General features: G+C 67.4%; 20 protein-coding genes. 14 read left to right on the forward strand and 6 right to left on the reverse strand.

Annotated features, from left to right (window positions below; genetic code table 11):
- The first annotated feature begins 123 nt into the window (after positions 1–123).
- On the forward strand, positions 124–825 hold the full coding sequence (locus tag Amac_RS12985) for a DUF433 domain-containing protein (protein WP_170322459.1): 702 nt from the start codon (positions 124–126) through the stop codon (positions 823–825).
- Entirely contained in the window at positions 800–1,255 is a 456-nt protein-coding gene (locus Amac_RS57890; RefSeq protein ID WP_170322460.1) for a PIN-like domain-containing protein, read from the forward strand. The genes Amac_RS12985 and Amac_RS57890 overlap by 26 nt, the downstream gene beginning before the upstream one ends.
- 28 nt (positions 1,256–1,283) lie before the next feature.
- Here Amac_RS57890 and Amac_RS12990 read toward each other — a convergent pair whose 3' ends face one another.
- Positions 1,284–2,126 (reverse strand): aldo/keto reductase, encoded by an 843-nt coding sequence (locus tag Amac_RS12990; RefSeq protein ID WP_155354601.1) that lies wholly within the window; start codon positions 2,124–2,126, stop codon positions 1,284–1,286.
- A gap of 67 nt (positions 2,127–2,193) precedes the next feature.
- On the opposite strand from Amac_RS12990, the gene Amac_RS12995 reads away from it, so the two are divergent.
- Entirely contained in the window at positions 2,194–2,820 is a 627-nt protein-coding gene (locus Amac_RS12995; RefSeq protein ID WP_170322461.1) for a helix-turn-helix transcriptional regulator, read from the forward strand.
- Here the strand turns inward: Amac_RS12995 and Amac_RS13000 are convergent.
- On the reverse strand, positions 2,815–3,255 hold the full coding sequence (locus Amac_RS13000) for a MarR family winged helix-turn-helix transcriptional regulator (protein ID WP_155354603.1): 441 nt from the start codon (positions 3,253–3,255) through the stop codon (positions 2,815–2,817). The genes Amac_RS12995 and Amac_RS13000 overlap by 6 nt on opposite strands.
- Before the next feature lie 79 nt (positions 3,256–3,334).
- Between Amac_RS13000 and Amac_RS13005 the strand changes: the two genes are divergently transcribed.
- Both Amac_RS13005 and Amac_RS13010 read left to right on the forward strand, forming a co-directional pair.
- The gene (locus Amac_RS13005; RefSeq protein ID WP_155354604.1) at positions 3,335–3,706 is read left to right on the forward strand and encodes a VOC family protein; all 372 of its coding nucleotides are present in this window, start codon (positions 3,335–3,337) and stop codon (positions 3,704–3,706) included.
- Positions 3,707–3,822: 116 nt separating this feature from the next.
- The gene (locus tag Amac_RS13010) at positions 3,823–4,914 is read left to right on the forward strand and encodes a DUF5685 family protein (RefSeq protein WP_155354605.1); all 1,092 of its coding nucleotides are present in this window, start codon (positions 3,823–3,825) and stop codon (positions 4,912–4,914) included.
- Between the two features lie 13 nt (positions 4,915–4,927).
- Here Amac_RS13010 and Amac_RS13015 read toward each other — a convergent pair whose 3' ends face one another.
- Positions 4,928–5,392, reverse strand: a complete 465-nt coding sequence (locus Amac_RS13015; protein ID WP_155354606.1) for a lamin tail domain-containing protein — start codon at positions 5,390–5,392, stop codon at positions 4,928–4,930.
- Positions 5,393–5,768: 376 nt separating this feature from the next.
- Between Amac_RS13015 and Amac_RS13020 the strand changes: the two genes are divergently transcribed.
- The 5 genes from Amac_RS13020 (at position 5,769) to Amac_RS13040 (ending at position 8,240) form a co-directional block, all read left to right on the forward strand.
- Positions 5,769–6,032 carry a hypothetical protein gene (locus Amac_RS13020; RefSeq protein WP_155354607.1) on the forward strand — a complete coding sequence of 88 codons (264 nt, stop codon included), beginning with the start codon at positions 5,769–5,771 and terminating at the stop codon, positions 6,030–6,032.
- On the forward strand, positions 6,029–6,463 hold the full coding sequence (locus Amac_RS13025) for a MerR family transcriptional regulator (protein ID WP_174900167.1): 435 nt from the start codon (positions 6,029–6,031) through the stop codon (positions 6,461–6,463). The genes Amac_RS13020 and Amac_RS13025 overlap by 4 nt, the downstream gene beginning before the upstream one ends.
- Before the next feature lie 44 nt (positions 6,464–6,507).
- Complete coding sequence (gene merT, locus Amac_RS13030; RefSeq protein ID WP_155354608.1) at positions 6,508–6,759, forward strand: mercuric ion transporter MerT; 252 nt, start codon at positions 6,508–6,510, stop codon at positions 6,757–6,759.
- Between the two features lie 4 nt (positions 6,760–6,763).
- Complete coding sequence (locus tag Amac_RS13035) at positions 6,764–7,096, forward strand: YnfA family protein (RefSeq protein WP_155354609.1); 333 nt, start codon at positions 6,764–6,766, stop codon at positions 7,094–7,096.
- Positions 7,097–7,190: 94 nt separating this feature from the next.
- Positions 7,191–8,240, forward strand: a complete 1,050-nt coding sequence (locus Amac_RS13040) for an acyltransferase family protein (protein WP_155354610.1) — start codon at positions 7,191–7,193, stop codon at positions 8,238–8,240.
- A 4-nt stretch (positions 8,241–8,244) separates the two neighbouring features.
- Here the strand turns inward: Amac_RS13040 and Amac_RS13045 are convergent, their stop codons facing one another.
- Positions 8,245–11,043, reverse strand: a complete 2,799-nt coding sequence (locus Amac_RS13045) for a CHAT domain-containing protein (protein WP_218041049.1) — start codon at positions 11,041–11,043, stop codon at positions 8,245–8,247.
- A gap of 87 nt (positions 11,044–11,130) precedes the next feature.
- Between Amac_RS13045 and Amac_RS54845 the strand changes: the two genes are divergently transcribed.
- The 4 genes from Amac_RS54845 to Amac_RS13065 all read left to right on the forward strand — a co-directional run bounded on the left by Amac_RS54845 (position 11,131) and on the right by Amac_RS13065 (position 13,787).
- Positions 11,131–11,652, forward strand: a complete 522-nt coding sequence (locus tag Amac_RS54845) for a SigE family RNA polymerase sigma factor (protein ID WP_218041050.1) — start codon at positions 11,131–11,133, stop codon at positions 11,650–11,652.
- 23 nt (positions 11,653–11,675) lie between these two features.
- Complete coding sequence (locus tag Amac_RS13055) at positions 11,676–12,506, forward strand: hypothetical protein (protein ID WP_155354612.1); 831 nt, start codon at positions 11,676–11,678, stop codon at positions 12,504–12,506.
- A gap of 123 nt (positions 12,507–12,629) precedes the next feature.
- Positions 12,630–13,346 carry a DUF433 domain-containing protein gene (locus tag Amac_RS13060; RefSeq protein ID WP_170322463.1) on the forward strand — a complete coding sequence of 239 codons (717 nt, stop codon included), beginning with the start codon at positions 12,630–12,632 and terminating at the stop codon, positions 13,344–13,346.
- A gap of 3 nt (positions 13,347–13,349) precedes the next feature.
- The gene (locus tag Amac_RS13065) at positions 13,350–13,787 is read left to right on the forward strand and encodes a PIN-like domain-containing protein (protein WP_281356280.1); all 438 of its coding nucleotides are present in this window, start codon (positions 13,350–13,352) and stop codon (positions 13,785–13,787) included.
- A gap of 70 nt (positions 13,788–13,857) precedes the next feature.
- Here the strand turns inward: Amac_RS13065 and Amac_RS13070 are convergent, their stop codons facing one another.
- Together Amac_RS13070 and trxA are read right to left on the reverse strand one after the other, a co-directional pair.
- Positions 13,858–14,844: a DUF418 domain-containing protein gene (locus tag Amac_RS13070; protein ID WP_155354615.1), complete on the reverse strand. Its 987-nt coding sequence runs from the start codon at positions 14,842–14,844 to the stop codon at positions 13,858–13,860.
- A 179-nt stretch (positions 14,845–15,023) separates the two neighbouring features.
- Entirely contained in the window at positions 15,024–15,437 is a 414-nt protein-coding gene (gene trxA, locus Amac_RS13075; RefSeq protein ID WP_155354616.1) for a thioredoxin, read from the reverse strand.

Genomic DNA, 15,437 nt, shown 5'->3' on the forward strand with positions numbered 1-15,437 from the left:
CCGTGCCCCGCAGGCAGCGGTTAGCATCGTGGTCGCCGGGACGAAATCGGCCGCTAAACCGATGAGCGACATCATTGAAGTGACAGAATCGGCTGAGATCGCGAGGCAAAACGGGAGGTGAGTGTGGCGATCAATCGGTTCACGACACCGCTGTATGGCATCGCCGAAGCGGCGGGGTATCTCGCCGTACCCCCGTCAACCTTCACCACGTGGGCCTTCGGTTATGAACGTCGTCTGCGTGACGGCCGAACCGTCCACGGCACCCCCGTGATCACGGCTGCACGACCGGACCGCCCCAATGAGGCGTCCGTGCCGTTCATCGGCCTAGCCGAGGGATACGCGCTGGCCGCCTTCCGGCAGGCGGGAGTGCCCCTCCAGCGGATCAGACCCGCCATCGACGCGCTCCAGCGCGAGCTCGGACTGGAGCACGCCCTGGCCAGCCGACGACTTTTCACCGACGGAGCTGAGGTGCTCTACGACTACGCCGAGCACGTCGGCGACGAGTCCGCGCGAGAGTTGGTCGTCGTCCGCAATAGCCAACTGGTGTTCTCCGAGATCGTGGCCAGCTACCTACGCCGGGTGGACTTCGCCGCGGACGGATACGCCCAGGTCATCACTTTGCCGCAATACCGGGTCGCCGACGTGCGCGTCGATGCCGATCACGCGTTCGGGCGCCCCCGCTTCGCCCGAGGCGGTGCCAAACTCGAAGACGTCATCGACCTGTTCCAAGCCGGCGAGCCGGTCGACGTCGTGGCCGAGGAGTACGGACTCAGCAGAGACGAAGTCGAGGACGCGCTCCGTGTCGCCACCCGAGCAGCAGCCTAAGTTCTTCGTCGACCGCAGTCTGGGACGAGTAGCTGTCCCAGGACTGCTTCGCGCTGCCGGTTGGGATCTGATCACCCTGGCCGAACACTACGGCGTACCCGAAGACGAAAAGGTCGAGGACACCCGCTGGATCGAGGACAGCGCCAAGCTCGGCTGGGCCGTACTGATGAAGGACAAACGCATCCGCTACCGGCAGGCCGAGATCGAAGCCGTCATCGAACACCAGGCCCGATGCTTCGTGGTTCCGCGGCGACCTCACTTCCGCCGCCTACGCCGAACGATTTGTGACCAACCAGAAAGCGATCTTCGCTGCCACCGTCACCGCGGGCCCCTACATCTACGCCGTTCACGCCGATCGGCTCGAACGCCTATATCCCCCACGCGACCAGATGCCAGCTGCTTAGAAGTGATCATCGAGCACGGGCCCTGAAATCGCGACTCACCGCTGTCGATGTCGATTAACCGAGGTCGGCGAGATCGTCCGGTGTGAGGCTGATGCGGTCGGCGCGCATGTTCTCCTCCAGGTGGGCGAGGGAGCCGGTGCCCGCGATGGCCAGTGTCACCGGTGAGATGGCCAGGAGCCAGGCGAGCGCGATCTGCGCGGTTGTCGCGCCGTGGCGGGCCGCGACCTTCTCCAGCCTGGTGGCGTCGATCGGGCGGAAGCCGCCGCCCAGCGGGAAGAAGGGCGCGAATCCGATCCCCGCCTCCTCGCAGGCGGCCAGCACCGCGGCGTCGCCACGATCGTGCACGTGGAAGGCGTTCTGGACCGCGGCCACCGGGGCGATCGCGCGGGCCTCGGCGAGCTGGGCGGCGTCCATGTTGCTCACCCCGAGGTGCCGGATCAGCCCCTCCTCCCGAAGTTCCGCCAGCGCCGCGAACCGGTCGGCGATCGAGACGCCACCGGGCCCGGACATCCCGCCGACGCGCAGGTAGACCAGGTCGAGGCGGTCCACGCCGAGATCGCGCAGGTTCCCCTCCACCAGCCCGCGAAGCTGCTCTGGGGCCGCCTCCTCGCTCGGCATGCCGTCGGGGCCGAGCAGCGGCCCGACTTTGGTCGCGATCACCAGCTCCTCCGGGTACGGCGCGAGCGCCCGGCGGATCAGATCGTTGGCCCGTACCTCGCCCCGCAGGTAGAAGCCGGCCGTGTCGATATGGTTCACGCCCAGCTCCACCGCACGGCGGAGAACGGCGATGCCGGTCGCGGGATCGCGTACCGGCCCCTGGAAAGTGCCCGTGGGCAGGCGCATCGCGCCGAAGCCCAGCCTGTTGATCGTCAGGTCGCTACCGAGAAGGAATGTCATGGCCGCAGCCTGCCGACCGGCCAGGCATGAAAGCGACAGCGTGGCAGCTTGCTGCCAGACTGGCGGCATGGAGGTCGTTACGGTTCACGGTGACCAGGAGCTGATACTTCGGGCGGGCCACTTGTTCGAGGGTGTGCGCGACGAGTTCGTCTGCGCGGCTGTGGACCTGGACACCTGGTCGCGGCGACCGGCACCCAATCGCATCCCCACCGGCCTCCCCGTGCGAAAGCTGTTCACTCCGGCGGCACTGATCGGCGAGCCGGACCGTCTGCATCTGCGCCAGATCGCGAGTAAGGGCGTGCGGGTGCGGATCAGCTCCAGCCCGCTGCCGTACGAGACGATCATCATTGACCGGCGGGTGATGATCCTGGCCGGTGCGGCCACGCCGACCGGCAGGCAGTACACCGTGACCACGGCGCCCACTCTGGTCGGTGGCGTGCACGCGCTGTTCGCGGCGGCCTGGGATGCGGCCACCGACCTGGACGCCTACTTCCGCGCCGAGATCCCGCACCTCGATCCCGCCGACCGCCCGGTCCTGCGCGCCCTCGCCGACGGACTCACCGACCAAACCGCCGCCCGGCGGCTGGGCGTGTCGCTCCGCACCTACCGCAGACGCGTCGCCGACCTGATGACCAAGCTGAACGCCGACTCTCGCTTCCAGGCCGGGCACCGCGCGGGCGCGCTGGGCCTATGAGCTGTCGTCGTTTCTGGTGACGAGGGATCGTAGCAGGCGCACTGCCTGCTCCAAAGTTCGCCGGTCGTCGTCGGGAAGCCGTTCGAGCCGCGCGGCCAGGACACCGACCCGCCGTGCCCGGCCGCGTTCCATCACAGACCGGCCTTTCTCGGTCGCGTGCACGACCATGGCGCGCCCGTCTTGCGGATGCGGGCGCCGTACAGCCAGACCGGCGGCTTCCAGAGCCGCCACGATGCGGCTCATCGTCGGGCCCGCGACCTGCTCTGCTTTGGCCAGTTCCGAGACTGTACGCGGGCCGCCCAGCGCCACGACCGACAGCGCCGACAGCCTGGCGGGCGTGATACCGAGTTCGGAGTCCACCTCCCGCACCTTGCGCAGGAGGTGTATCGCGGCCGAGTGCAGGTCGGTTGCGAGCCGTTCCACGTCGTGGTCCATAACGGCAATTTACATAGCTTTGCTACGGGTCTAATATCCAGAGCATTGCTACGCAGTTTGACCGGCGGAGAGAGATGCGATGAACGAGCAGCCATCCACCCTCGGGCAGGTCGCACAACGCGCCCACGATCTCGACCGGGCGACCACCTTCTACCGAGATGTCCTCGGATTGCGCCACATCGCCACCTACGACCCTCCCGGCTTGGTCTTCTTCGACCTGGGCAACACCCGCCTCCTGATCGAGAAGGCCGCACCGTCGGCACGCCTCTACCTGCGAGTGAGCGACATCCACGCCGAGACCGCCCGCCTCAAAACCCTGAACGTGGAGATCGTGGAAGAACCCCAGTTGATCTTCTCCGACAGCACCGGCACCTTCGGATCCCCAGGCGCCGAGGTCTGGATCTCCGCCTTCACCGACTCCGAAGGCAACACCCTCTGCCTGATCACCTGACGCCCTGCCGGGTGCGAACCGGCTCGATCTACCGGGCCCCGCCGGCGTCGCCGCTTGCAAGTGTGCGACAAGTGGCTCCTGGCAGGCTGAGCGGCAGACGTTCAGGGAAGGGGCCTATGTTCGGGATCGTTCGCCCATGCCGGCACGGAATGTGCGGTGGACTGTTCAAGCAGTGGATGGCGCATCTGTGCGGGCTCTGCCTGGCGCTCAGGGACGAGCATGGGCACGCCGCCCGGCTGGTGACCAACTACGACGGCCTGCTGGTGTCGGTGCTGACCGAGGCGCAGACGCCGGCCGCCGCCCCTCGGCGGCGCGCGGCGGCCTGCGCTCTGCGCGGGTTCAAGAGCGCCGACGTCGTCGAGGCCGAGGGGGTACGGCTGGCGGCTGCGGTCTCGCTGATCCTGGCCTCGGGCAAGCTCAGAGACCACATCGAGGACGGCGACGGCCTCTACGCCCGCCGGCTGGTGGCGGCCGGCGCGGGACGGGTGGCCGATCGCTGGTCGTCCGCCGGTTCCGGCACGGCCGCCGCGCTCCGGTTCGACCCGGCCCCGCTGCTGGGGGCGGTCCGGGAGCAGGCCCGGCTGGAGCGCCTGCCCACTGCGGGCCTGCTCCAGCTCACCGCCCCCACCGAGGCCGCGGTCGCCGCCGCCTTCGGGCACACCGCGACGCTGGCCGGAAATCCGCGCAACCGGGAGGCGCTGGAGGAGGCCGGGCGATACTTCGGCCGCCTGGCGCACCTGCTGGACGCCGTCGAGGACCTGGCCCGCGACCGCGCGAATGGCGTCTACAACCCGCTCGCCGCCTCAGGCACGGATCTGGCGGCCGCGCGGCGGCACTGCGACGACGCCGTACACGGATTACGGCTCGCGGTGGCGGAACTGGACCTGGAGCGACGCCACCTGGTCCACGCGCTGCTGGTCAGGGAGACCGGCCGCGCCACCGCCCGGATCTTCGGGGAGGCCGAGCAGGAGAGCCCCGAGGCGCCACCGCGTGATCCTCGGCTGAAGCCGGACCCCGGCGGGCTGCTGTCGCTGCTGTGCCTGTCGGCGTCCTGCTGCACCTGCGGGCTGTACCGGCCGCCGTGGGACGAGGACCGGTACCAATCGGGCGGTGACCGGTGCGACCCCGGTGGCTGCGACGCCTGCGGCCAGTGCTGCAACGCGTGCTCGGGTTGCTGCGACTGCTGCAATTGCAGTTGCGACTGCTAGAGAGCCGGCATCGTCAGTTGCAGTTGGTGTAGCCGGGCTTGAGTTTGGTCCATCCGCAGGTGTCAATCTTCTTTCCGGTGGCGTTGCGGAGGGTCGCCGTGTCGCCGTCGTTGTTCCAGACATACTGCTTGCGGTTCCAGTACACGGTGGTGGCCGTATCCGTCCCCTGGCCGGTACGGACAACCAGGCGTTTCCCGGCTCTCAGCGTGACCTGGCCGAAGATGTATTTGTAGCCGGTCTCATCGCGGAGAACCCAGTTCTCGAGGTCGATCACCTTGCGCGTGGTGTTTTTGATAATCACATACTCGGCGTTGAGGCTGCTGTTGCTGCGGTAGTCCTTGCCCGGGCTGTCGTACCAAACCCGAATGAACTGGACGATCGGCGTGGCAGCGTGGGCCGGCTGCGCGGCGATGAGCGCGGACGCTGCGAGAGAAACCGCAAGCGACGGGTAGGCGAGACGCAACGTGCTTCCCTTCACGGGCAATATGGGGCGCTATTCAAGACGCCCCTCGCCTCGCGAAGGTTGACACGAATTGTCCGCATTACAATTGGTCAATACCGGCGTGGGCTGTGATGCAGATCACATCTATTCGACTTGAATTCGGTACCTAGGTACAGGCTTACGGTCGACGTACGACGGACCGAAGGGCTGGAGTCTACCGATGTCGAATCTGATGCAGGGCGGCGGTTGCGCCTGCTGCTCGCCGGCAGAGCTGCTGTCGATTAATGATCGGTTTGCCGCTGCGGCGCGGCGGCTTGGTCTCGGTGCCGAGTTGGGTGGCGGTGGGGATCCGGCAGCTTCCGTTTTGGAAGGCGAGCCGGCCATCGTGTGCACCCTGGAAGGTGGCGAGGCCATGCGTGAGCGGCTCCGCGAGTGGGAGCAGGTGATCGGTGAGGCCACTGGACGGGAAGCCGCCGATGGCGGGATCACTCTGACCTTCGCGCAGGACGGGCGGACGGCGGTGGAGTTGGCGCGGCTGGCCGTGGCCGAGTTCGCATGCTGCTCGTTCTTCACCTTCGCCCTGAGCGTCGGCCCGGCCGGGATGCGCTTCACGGTGACCGCCCCGGCTGAGGCACACGACGTGGTCGCCGCCTTGTTCGGCACGGCGACCTCATGACGTACGAGATCGAGCGGCGGCTGCGCACCGGGCAGGTTGCTGAGCGGGCCGGAGTCAACGTCCAGACCTTGCGCTACTACGAACGTCGCGGGCTGATCGCGGAACCGCAGCGTAGCCCGGGCGGGCACCGGACCTACCCGCCCGACACGGTCACCCTGCTCGTGGTGATCAAAGCCGCGCAGCGGCTCGGGTTCACGCTCGATGAGGTGGCCGAGTTGCTGGAGACCGGCCGTCGCGGGCATCCCAGCGCCGACCTGCGCGAGCGTGCCGAAGCCAAGCTGGCCGAGATCGAGCGCAGGATCGCCGACCTGGCGACCATCCGGGACGCGCTCAACCAGGTGGTGGCCGCCCGCTGCGACAGCCTCACCCACTGCACGTGCGCCGACTGCCCCCTGCCGTACGCCGAACTCGCCGAGGAACAGACCCGATGACACCACCCGACGCTCGCCCAGGCACCCGTGCATGCCATGGGCGGGTGAATGACGCTCCCCCGAAAAGCAGCAAGATCGCCGCCGGTTTGGCCGCGCTGGCCTGTGCGGCGTGCTGTGCGCTGCCCTTCCTGATCGCCGCCGGGGTTCTCACCGGCGCCGGCGCGGCGATCGCGGAACAAGGGCTGCTGGCGGCCGCCGCTCTCCTGCTGGCCGCCGCCGGCGCGCTGTGGTGGCTGCGACGCCGCCGGGCAGCCCGAGCGAGCGGGTGCGGCTGCGGATGCGCGCCGGGAACATAGTCCTATGACGATCATTCGCTCTCTTGTCCTGTTCGCCCTGGCCGCGGTGTTCGAGATCGGTGGTGCCTGGCTGGTGTGGCAGGGCTGGCGCGAGCACCGCGGCCTGGCTTGGATCGTGGCCGGAATCCTGGCGCTGGGCGCGTACGGATTTGTGGCCACGTTTCAGCCCGACGCCCACTTCGGCCGCATCCTGGCCGCCTACGGCGGGGTATTCGTGGCGGGTTCGCTGGTCTGGGGCATCGTGATGGACGGTTTCCGCCCTGACCGCTGGGATGTGATCGGCGCGGCGATCTGTCTGATCGGCGTCGCCGTCATCATGTACGCCCCACGCGGCTGACCACGCGAAAGCGTACTTATCCACACTGAGGATTCCGCCATCCTCATTGTCTCCGTACCAGCACAAAGTTGCCCTACTCAGCGAGAAGGGCGTGATGGAGATGGAGAACCCCCGGGCGGTATGGGCGGATGTCGCCAAGGGCGTCTGCATCCTGCTGGTCGTGCTCTGGCACACGGTCAACAAGCACTACCTGCAGGTGGACTGGCAGGCGGGCGGGGCGATCCCGGCCATGTGGGGATTCTTCGGCGACCAGCTGATGACCCTGCGGATGCCGCTGTTCTTCACCATCTCCGGCATGTTCGCGGTCAGCGCCTTCCACCGCCCCTGGCGGGTGGTCGTGCGCTCCCGCGTCGCCAAGTTCCTCTACCTCTACCTGGTCTGGATGCTCATCCACACCGCGATCCTGTGGTTCACCCCCAGCTTCGACACCCTCAGCGCCCGCAGCCTCGGCCAGTTCGCCGAACAGCTCACGATCACCCCGCCGAACCTGTGGTACCTGTACGCGCTGGCCCTCTACTTCGTCGCCGCCAAGGCGCTCAAGCGGGTGCCGGTGCCGATCCTGCTCGGCGCCGCCGCCCTGCTGGCGGTCGTGGCCGCCGCCGACCTGATCGCCACCCCCGGCAACCGCGGCTCGCTGCTCCAGAACTTCGTGTTCTTCCTGCTCGGCCTGCACCTGCGCCCGCACATCGAACGCCTGACCCAGCACACCACCTGGCGCCGAGCCGGCGCGATAGGCGCGGTGTACGCGATCGCACTGCTGGCCATGGCCGCCACCGCCACCCAGCAAACCCCCACGATCTGGACGGCAGTCTCCCTGATCGCCACCGTCTTCGGCCTCAGCGCCGCCCCCCTGGTGGCCCGCTGGACCCACATCGGCGCGGCCCTGTCCTGGCTCGGCCGCCGCACACTCCCGATCTACGTCATCCACATGCCGATCCTGGCCCTGCTGCACATGGCCGTGGCCGCCCCGCTCTCCCACGCGAGCCCAGCCGCACAAACCGCACTCGCCGCCACATACCCGCTCATCGTGACAGCACTGCTCGTGGTGACCTGCCTGCTCATCGAGTACGGCCTGAAGGCGGCCCGGGCAACGTGGCTGTTCGACCTGCCCACCCGCCGCGCCCTCGTCGATTCCCGCAGGTAACCGCTCACGCGCCCGAGTGCACGTGGGCGGCCCAGAGGGAAGGGTCGCCAGGGGCGTACTCGCGGGCGGCGCGGACAGCGTGGTGGAGAGCGTGCGATGGCGTGCCTCCCTCGGTCAGAGTGGCGTAGAACGTGTCGGCGATGTCGAATGCGGCCCGGTCGTTGACTTTCCACAGGGTGCCGATCACATGGGGATATCCGGCGAGTTGGAAGGCGGAGGCCAGGTGGATGGCTTCGTCGACGAGTTCGGTGTTGCTGGTCAGGGCGGTCTCGCACGCCGACAGGTACGCCAGCCGCGGCGACCGCAGCCGAACCGGCCCGAGCGAGGCGACGGTGAAGGGATCGCTCGCGTGATCGTGCAGGAGCAGCTTGCTCCGGGAGGGATTCGTGGCATCGCTGGTGCCGTGGCAGGCGAAGTGCGCGATCGAGCAGGTCGGCAGCTCATCGAGGACGTTGGCTTTGGTCGGCAGCTTGTCCGACTCGTCCTTTCGCCAGGGGCGGGCCGGCCCTGGGTGGGGTTCGCTGAGCACGACCGCGCCCGGGAGGCGCCTGCGGAGCATCTCGCGTTCCGCAGGCACCTGCCACAATCGTCCGGACTTGCCCGGTGTTGTGGGCATCGCGACGATCAGCGCCCGCGTCCCCGCGGATCTTCGCGCCTGCTCGCGGGCATAGCGCAGGCCTCGTACGGTCGGCGTGTACGACGAGACGACCCGATCCAGAACGGAGTCGCCCTGGCGGCCCGCGGCATGTAACGGCAGCAGGCCGAGCAGCCCGCCCGGCGCCCACCACAGCCGAGGCCAGACACGGGAATCCCGACCCAGTCCGAGCACAGACAGGACAGGCCCGGCCACCACCTCCCAAAGCCACGCCAGCACCTGAAGCTGCCGTTCCTGGTCTTTATCGCGCAGGGCCTCGTGAAAGGTGTTGATCTGGGGGACCAGGATCTCGAGCGTGAGATCGGGAAGTTCATGCGCTACGACACCGCCGGTGGTGACAATCAAGGCGTCACTGCGATACGTGCTGACATTCACCACCACCACCGGCCCGTACGCGGCCTCGGCGAGGATCTCCTCGGTGGACGGCGGGCTCATGAAACCCGCGAATCCGTTCAGCCGCCGGATCCTGGCGATGAGCGCGCTGAATTCCGCGGCCAGCGCGTGGCGGTCCCGCGTCGTGGCGCCGGGTGGCACGTTGGACGAGATGGTGATGGCGGTCGCGGGCGTCCGGTCCAGCAGGTCACGGAGTTCGGCGAACCGTGCGGCCAGGTCAGGGTGGCTTTCCCGGAGATCGCTGAGGTCGCTGCGGGTGTCCATCGCCTGGCTCAACAGGATCGTCCGGCCCTGCTCCAGAAGATGCAGGGCACGGCTCGCGCGTTCGGGGTTCCTGGTGTCGGCCAGTGTGAGAGCGGCGGCGTCGGCGGCCAGTCCGGCGAACCCGCCGAGCGCGTACTGCTGGTCTTCTCGATCGAGTTGGCGTGGCGCCACCTCGGGTAGCAGGTGGACGGCGGTTTCCATGAGTTCTGCTGCCCGTGGTCCGATCCTGGCCGCGGATCGGGCCGCCTCGATCCGTACCGACGGGGCGGCGGAGGCGGTGCGCACGGCCTCGGCGTAGACGGAGAACACCGAGTCGCGGCGGTGTTCTGGCTGGCTCTCCAGGGCCCGGCCCAGGTTGATGAGCCGGGCCGCGCGTTCGGGATGGTCGGCAGGTGTGGCGTCGACCGCCTGCCTCAGCTTGTCGACAGCGGCAGCCAGGTCCGTGCGGCCGAACCGGATGAGCAGGGCGTTTCCCAGGCCAGCGAGAATGGCCGCGCGATCCTCGTGGTCAGCGGCGCTGACCTGGGCGGCCTCGGTGAGCCGGTCGATCGCGGTGTCGAGGTCCGCCTCCGCGCCGGGACGGCTGGAGCGGGCGAGCAACACGTTCCCCAGGTTGAACAACATCGCCGCACGCAGGTCTGGTTCGTTTCCGGCCGTGGACTCCAGCAGCGCGCGCATGATCTCGTTCAGATCCGCCGGCAGTTCCGGCGGCGCAGCCTGAGCGAGGGCCAACGCCTGATCGAGATGGCGGATCGCGTCGTCGAGATCCTCCCCACCACCGGAACGGCCGAATCGAGCAAGCAGCGCATTCCCCAGGTTGTTGAGATATATCGGCAATTCGATGTCATCAAGGATGTTCGTGGCTTCCGTGAGCAACTGGATCGCACTGTTGAGATCCGCGATGTCACCAATGCGCTCGAAGCGGCTCTGGAACGCGTTGGCGAGATCATTGAGATACTCGCCCCTGTCCTCGGCCAGGCTGGCGTGCAATGCTTCCCGTCCGGCCTCGATCGCGGCATTCAGATCCGCGAGTACGCCGGTGCGCTGAAACCGCGTCCGCAACGCCACCCCGAGCTCGGACAGCCACATCGCCCGCCATTCAAGGTCATCCGGTGTGACGCGCAGAATACGCTGATAAAGCTGGATGCTGTAGGAGATGTCACGCCCGGGATCGTCGAGCGCCTGAGCGCGCCAATTCATGGCGGCGAGATAGGCCCGCTCGGCCACCTCGGGCAGCAGGGGCGTGGGCAACTCGTCATCACCGGCGACAAAACAGCGAATCAGCATCTCGACCGCCGCGTAACGCTCCCGATCATCGCCGCCCGCCTGATAGCGGTACCAGTGCAGCCAGCCGAGCAGCCGCCGCGCCTCCAGATTGCCTTCGTCCGCGCGCACCAGATCGCCGAGCCGTACAGCCAGCTCCTCCAGCGACAGATCCCCCGCGGACTCGCCCACCAGCGCCGCGACCGCGGCGAACCATTCCGGATCCACGATTCCTATCATCGACCGAAATGTCGTCAACCTGGGGTGGGACTTAGGGCGTGTCAGGGGTGGCTTTCACCGACGAGAGGAGACCGGGTGGACGCGGATTTCGTGGACTTCGTACGGCGCCGGGGTGACCACCATCTGAGAACGGCGGTCCTGCTCACCGGGGATTGGCACGCGGCCGAGGACCTGGTGCAGTCCAGCCTCGGCAAGTTGTACCAGGTATGGCATCGGCTGGACACCGGCAACGAGCCCGACGCCTACCTGCGGCGCATCCTGGTCAACACCCACCGATCATGGTGGCGGGCCCGATGGCGTCGGGAGATCCCGCGCGCTGAACTGCCCAATCTGCCCAGTTCCGGTGACCTGAGCGAGTCCCGCGCCGTGGCGGAGGACGTCCGGAACGCGCTGGCGAAACTCCCGGCCAGGCAGCGTACGGCGCTGGTCCTGCGTTTCTTCGTGGACCTGCCGGAACTGGAGGTCGCCAAGCTGATGGGCTGCTCGGTGGGCTCGGTCAAATCCCACACGCATCGCGGTCTGCAGGCGATGCGGCGGCTGATCTCGCCCGACATCGTGGTCAACCGAACCGAGGACGAAGGGAGTGCAGTCCGGTGAGAAACCCACACGAGGAGCCGTTCATGACCGAGAAGGAACTCCGCACCCTGCTCATCAGAGCCACCGAGGACCGCCCCCCGGGCATCGACCTCATGCCGGCGCTGAAGCCCAGGCGGATCCGAGTCCTGGTGCCGTCGATCGCCGCGATCGGCATCGCCGCCGCGATGACCGCGATCATGCTGGTAGTCCCCGGAAACCAGCCCTCGGCCGAGGCCCAGGTGGCCGCCGCGATCGAGAACACCAGCAAGGAGAGCTACCGCATCCACACCGAAACCGGCACCAGAACCTTCGAAGGCGCCTTCGACCCCGTCAACCGGCTGGGCATCATCACCGAAGCCGGCGGCAGGTCCGAGACCCGCTTCATCGGCGACACGATGTACACCCGACCTCAGGACGCCACCCTATGGAGCGTCTTCTCCCGCGACGAGGCAACGATCAAAGACGCCCCCGCGGCCACCATGCTGGTCAAACTCGCCCCCCTGGACCCCCAAGCCGCCCTGGAGAAACTCCGCCTGGCCACCGACGTCCGCGAGGACGGCCCCGCTTCCGGCCCTGACTGGACCGGCCAGCGCTTCGCGTTCTCCCTGAAGGACCAGAACTGGCCCGGCTACGACACCAAAGCCGAATCCAACGAAGCCTCAGGCACGGTAGAGGTGGACGAGCAAGGCCGAGTCCGCCGCCTGGTCGTCACCTTCAGCGACAACGGCCAGCGCGTCGCCATGAACGTCGACACCTTCGGCACCCCGGTAACGGTCACTCCCCCACCCACCGACCAAATCAACACAAAGACCGACACCGACCCAACCTTCAACCCCAAGAAGCCAATCGACACCTCAGCCCCCAAGAGGCCGTGACCCACAAACCATGGGCCGGAGCGACCATCGCTCCGGCCCATGGCCTATTGCTCCGGCATCCCTGACTCAGAACCCGGGAACGTGACCTTCGCTAAGCTGAACGAGGCAGAGGAGGTGACCAGGATGACCGTGACCGCTGAAGCGACGCTGGATCCGCACCACACGTTGCCGATCTACACCAAGACCCAGGCCGCGAAGATCCTCTCCATACCCGCCTCGACCTTCCGGAACTGGGCCGTCGGCTACGCGTACAAGACCTTGACCGGCTCGGAGATGGTGTCCGCCCCCGTCGTGACCACGGTCGAACGCCAGCGTGCCAACGGCCCCAGCGTCCCCTTCGTCGGCTTGGCCGAGGCCTACATTGTCGCGGCCTTCACCCACGCCGGTGTCCCGATGCAGCGCATCCGCCCCGCCGTCACCTGGCTGCAAGAACACGTCGGGCTTGAGCAGGCGCTGGCCAGCGAACGCCTCAAGACCGACGGCGCCGAGGTCCTGTGGGACTTCGGCCTGCACTCCGGCGACCCCGCCGACCGCGACATGATCGGCAACCTGGTCGTCATCCGCAGCGGGCAAGGCGTCTTCCAGGGCGTCGTCCAGGACTACCTGCGGCGCGTCAGCTACCAGGACGGCTGGATTCGCACCATCCAGCTCCCCAGCTACCACGACATCAACGTCATCGTCGATCCCTGGCTCAACGGAGGCCAGCCCACCGTGGCAAGCCGTGGCATCCCAATCTCCGACATCCTCGACCGCCGCAAAGCCGGCGAAAGCCGCGAGGACCTCGCCTACGACTACGAACTCTCGCTTGCCGACATCCTCGCCCTCGAAGAGGCCAACTGACCGATGGCAGGCGAAGCGCAGTCATCAGGGCTCCGCTTCTTCGTCGATCGCGGGCTGGGGTCAAGGATCGTGCCCGAGATGCTGCGGGCAGAGGGTTGGCAGTTGGAGACCATGGACGAGCGCTATGGAAAATCCGACTCCCAGCGAATCCCCGACACCCAATGGATCGAAGAAGCCACCCTCAACGGCGACGTCATCATGTGCAAAGACCTTCGGATCGCCCACAACGAGCTTGAAGCCCAAGTGGTCTACATGTCCGCAGCACGTGTCTTCGGCCTGTCCAACAGGCAGATCACCGGTCCGGAAATGGCCCGCTCGTTCCTCTCCCACGAACCAGCGATCATCGCGGCCGCCCGGGCGGACGGCCCTTACGTGATGGCCGTCCACCTCACCCACAAACTAAGGCGGATCTCGCTCAACTACCCGCCGGACATTCGCTGAATCCCAGGTTGAATCGCTGATGCCTGGATCTCGCAATTGCAAGGCAGCCGGTGATCGCGAATCTGACAGTTCAGGCCGTATGACGCAGGGGTTGGCGGTGGGACCAGGTGGCCCAGCGCCAGAGCCACTCGATTGGGCCCTGGCGGTAGCGGCGTAGCCAGAGGGTGGACCACAGCCACTGGACGGTGAGGATGGCGGTGGCGATGAGGAGCACCGTCGTGGCAGGCCAGGTGTGGGGTAGGCCGCCGACGAAGGGGCTGAGCAGTAGAACGAGGATTGTGGCGGTCAGGTAGTTGGTGAGCGCCATCCTTCCCAGCGGTGCGAAGACGGCCTGCAGTACCGATCGGAGGGGGGTCCTGAGGAGGACCAGGAGTCCGCATATGTACGTCCCTGCGAGTAGCAACCCAGCTGCGGGCAACACGAACCTGAAGGCCGGGTCGTCGAACTGCATTCCGGCCTGCACCCAGACGAGGGGCACTGCCGCCGCCGCGAGAACCAGGCCCAGCATGGCGGGGATTCGGGTCGAGCTCTCCATCCGGGCGATCACGCCATACCGGGTGAGTGCCGAGCCGAGCAGGAACAGCCCGACCAGCAGGAGGGGGCCACCAGCCATGATCAACGACGTGGCGATGACTGCGGCGGCGAGCGCGGCCACGGCCCAGCGGGGGAGCCAGGTCGAGGGCAGTAGCACCATCAGTCCGATGATGGCGTAGGCGGTCAGAATCTCGCCCCGCCACAGCAGGAACATGTGCGCCAGTCCGATCACGAGGAGCGCCAGCAGGCGGCGTAACAGAATCAGTCGCGGGCTGGTGACGCGTTCCGCGGCGGATTCCAGCAGCAACGAGAACCCGATACCGAACAGCAGCGAGAAGATGGGAACGAAACGCTGCGCGACGAACAGCCCGAGCCACGCGCCGTCGGAACCGCTCCCCGTAGGCGCCACGACGAGGTCTCCGGCGTTGGCTATCGGCTGGACATTGGCCAGCAGGATCCCGCACAGCGCGAACCCCCGCACCACGTCAAGCGCGGCGATACGCGGCCGCCCGGGAGAGGTCATCGCCGAACCTTCCCGGCGGTTGGTCGCAAAGCGGCCGGTGTCGATTCGGGATGCTGGGGGGAGATCTGCAGATGGCATGGGCCTCATTCTGTGGACCCTGATCTGGTGCCCGTATCAGCCCAAAGTAGGGTTCGCGCCGACAGCGACGTCCTTTCGGCCGGTGTGGCGGATGTCGTACATCACAGGGCATCGTCGATCCAGCCGGCCAGGACGTAGGCGGGGGAGGCTCCGGTCTGTTCCGCGATTATTTTGCCGTCTCGCATCACCATCAGCATGGGGATGCTCTCGACCGCGAAACGTTCGGCTGTTTTGACCGCCTCGTCCACGTTGACCTTGACTAGCTTGAGCTTCCCGGCTCGTTCCTGGGCCAGCTGTTCCAGCGCGGGGCCGACCATGTGGCAAGGGCCGCACCAGGGTGCCCAGAAGTCGACGACGACGGGGATCTGCGCGTCCTCCACGACCTCGGCGAAGGTGTCGTCGCCGGCCTCGGCCAGCCAGGGCAGGGGCTGGTGGCATTCGCCGCAGTGGGGTGTGCCGTTCGCGACGGCGGGCACCCGGTTCTTCTTCCCGCAGTGGGCGCACTGCACGACCAT

Origin of the sequence: Acrocarpospora macrocephala, from assembly GCF_009687865.1 — a bacterium.
Classification (GTDB): Bacteria; Actinomycetota; Actinomycetes; order Streptosporangiales; family Streptosporangiaceae; genus Acrocarpospora; species Acrocarpospora macrocephala.

Excerpts from the sequence above, each read along its gene's own strand:
- Amac_RS12990 (WP_155354601.1), bottom strand. The coding sequence starts at position 2,126 with ATGACATTCCTTCTCGGTAGCGACCTGACGATCAACAGGCTGGGCTTC.
- Amac_RS12995 (WP_170322461.1), top strand. The coding sequence starts at position 2,194 with ATGGAGGTCGTTACGGTTCACGGTGACCAGGAGCTGATACTTCGGGCG.
- Amac_RS13000 (WP_155354603.1), bottom strand. The coding sequence starts at position 3,255 with ATGGACCACGACGTGGAACGGCTCGCAACCGACCTGCACTCGGCCGCG.
- Amac_RS13005 (WP_155354604.1), top strand. The coding sequence starts at position 3,335 with ATGAACGAGCAGCCATCCACCCTCGGGCAGGTCGCACAACGCGCCCAC.
- Amac_RS13010 (WP_155354605.1), top strand. The coding sequence starts at position 3,823 with ATGTTCGGGATCGTTCGCCCATGCCGGCACGGAATGTGCGGTGGACTG.
- Amac_RS13020 (WP_155354607.1), top strand. The coding sequence starts at position 5,769 with ATGCGTGAGCGGCTCCGCGAGTGGGAGCAGGTGATCGGTGAGGCCACT.
- Amac_RS13025 (WP_174900167.1), top strand. The coding sequence starts at position 6,029 with ATGACGTACGAGATCGAGCGGCGGCTGCGCACCGGGCAGGTTGCTGAG.
- Amac_RS13035 (WP_155354609.1), top strand. The coding sequence starts at position 6,764 with ATGACGATCATTCGCTCTCTTGTCCTGTTCGCCCTGGCCGCGGTGTTC.
- Amac_RS13040 (WP_155354610.1), top strand. The coding sequence starts at position 7,191 with ATGGAGATGGAGAACCCCCGGGCGGTATGGGCGGATGTCGCCAAGGGC.
- Amac_RS13055 (WP_155354612.1), top strand. The coding sequence starts at position 11,676 with ATGACCGAGAAGGAACTCCGCACCCTGCTCATCAGAGCCACCGAGGAC.
- Amac_RS13060 (WP_170322463.1), top strand. The coding sequence starts at position 12,630 with ATGACCGTGACCGCTGAAGCGACGCTGGATCCGCACCACACGTTGCCG.
- Amac_RS13065 (WP_281356280.1), top strand. The coding sequence starts at position 13,350 with ATGGCAGGCGAAGCGCAGTCATCAGGGCTCCGCTTCTTCGTCGATCGC.
- Amac_RS13070 (WP_155354615.1), bottom strand. The coding sequence starts at position 14,844 with ATGACCTCTCCCGGGCGGCCGCGTATCGCCGCGCTTGACGTGGTGCGG.
- trxA (WP_155354616.1), bottom strand. The coding sequence starts at position 15,437 with ATGGTCGTGCAGTGCGCCCACTGCGGGAAGAAGAACCGGGTGCCCGCC.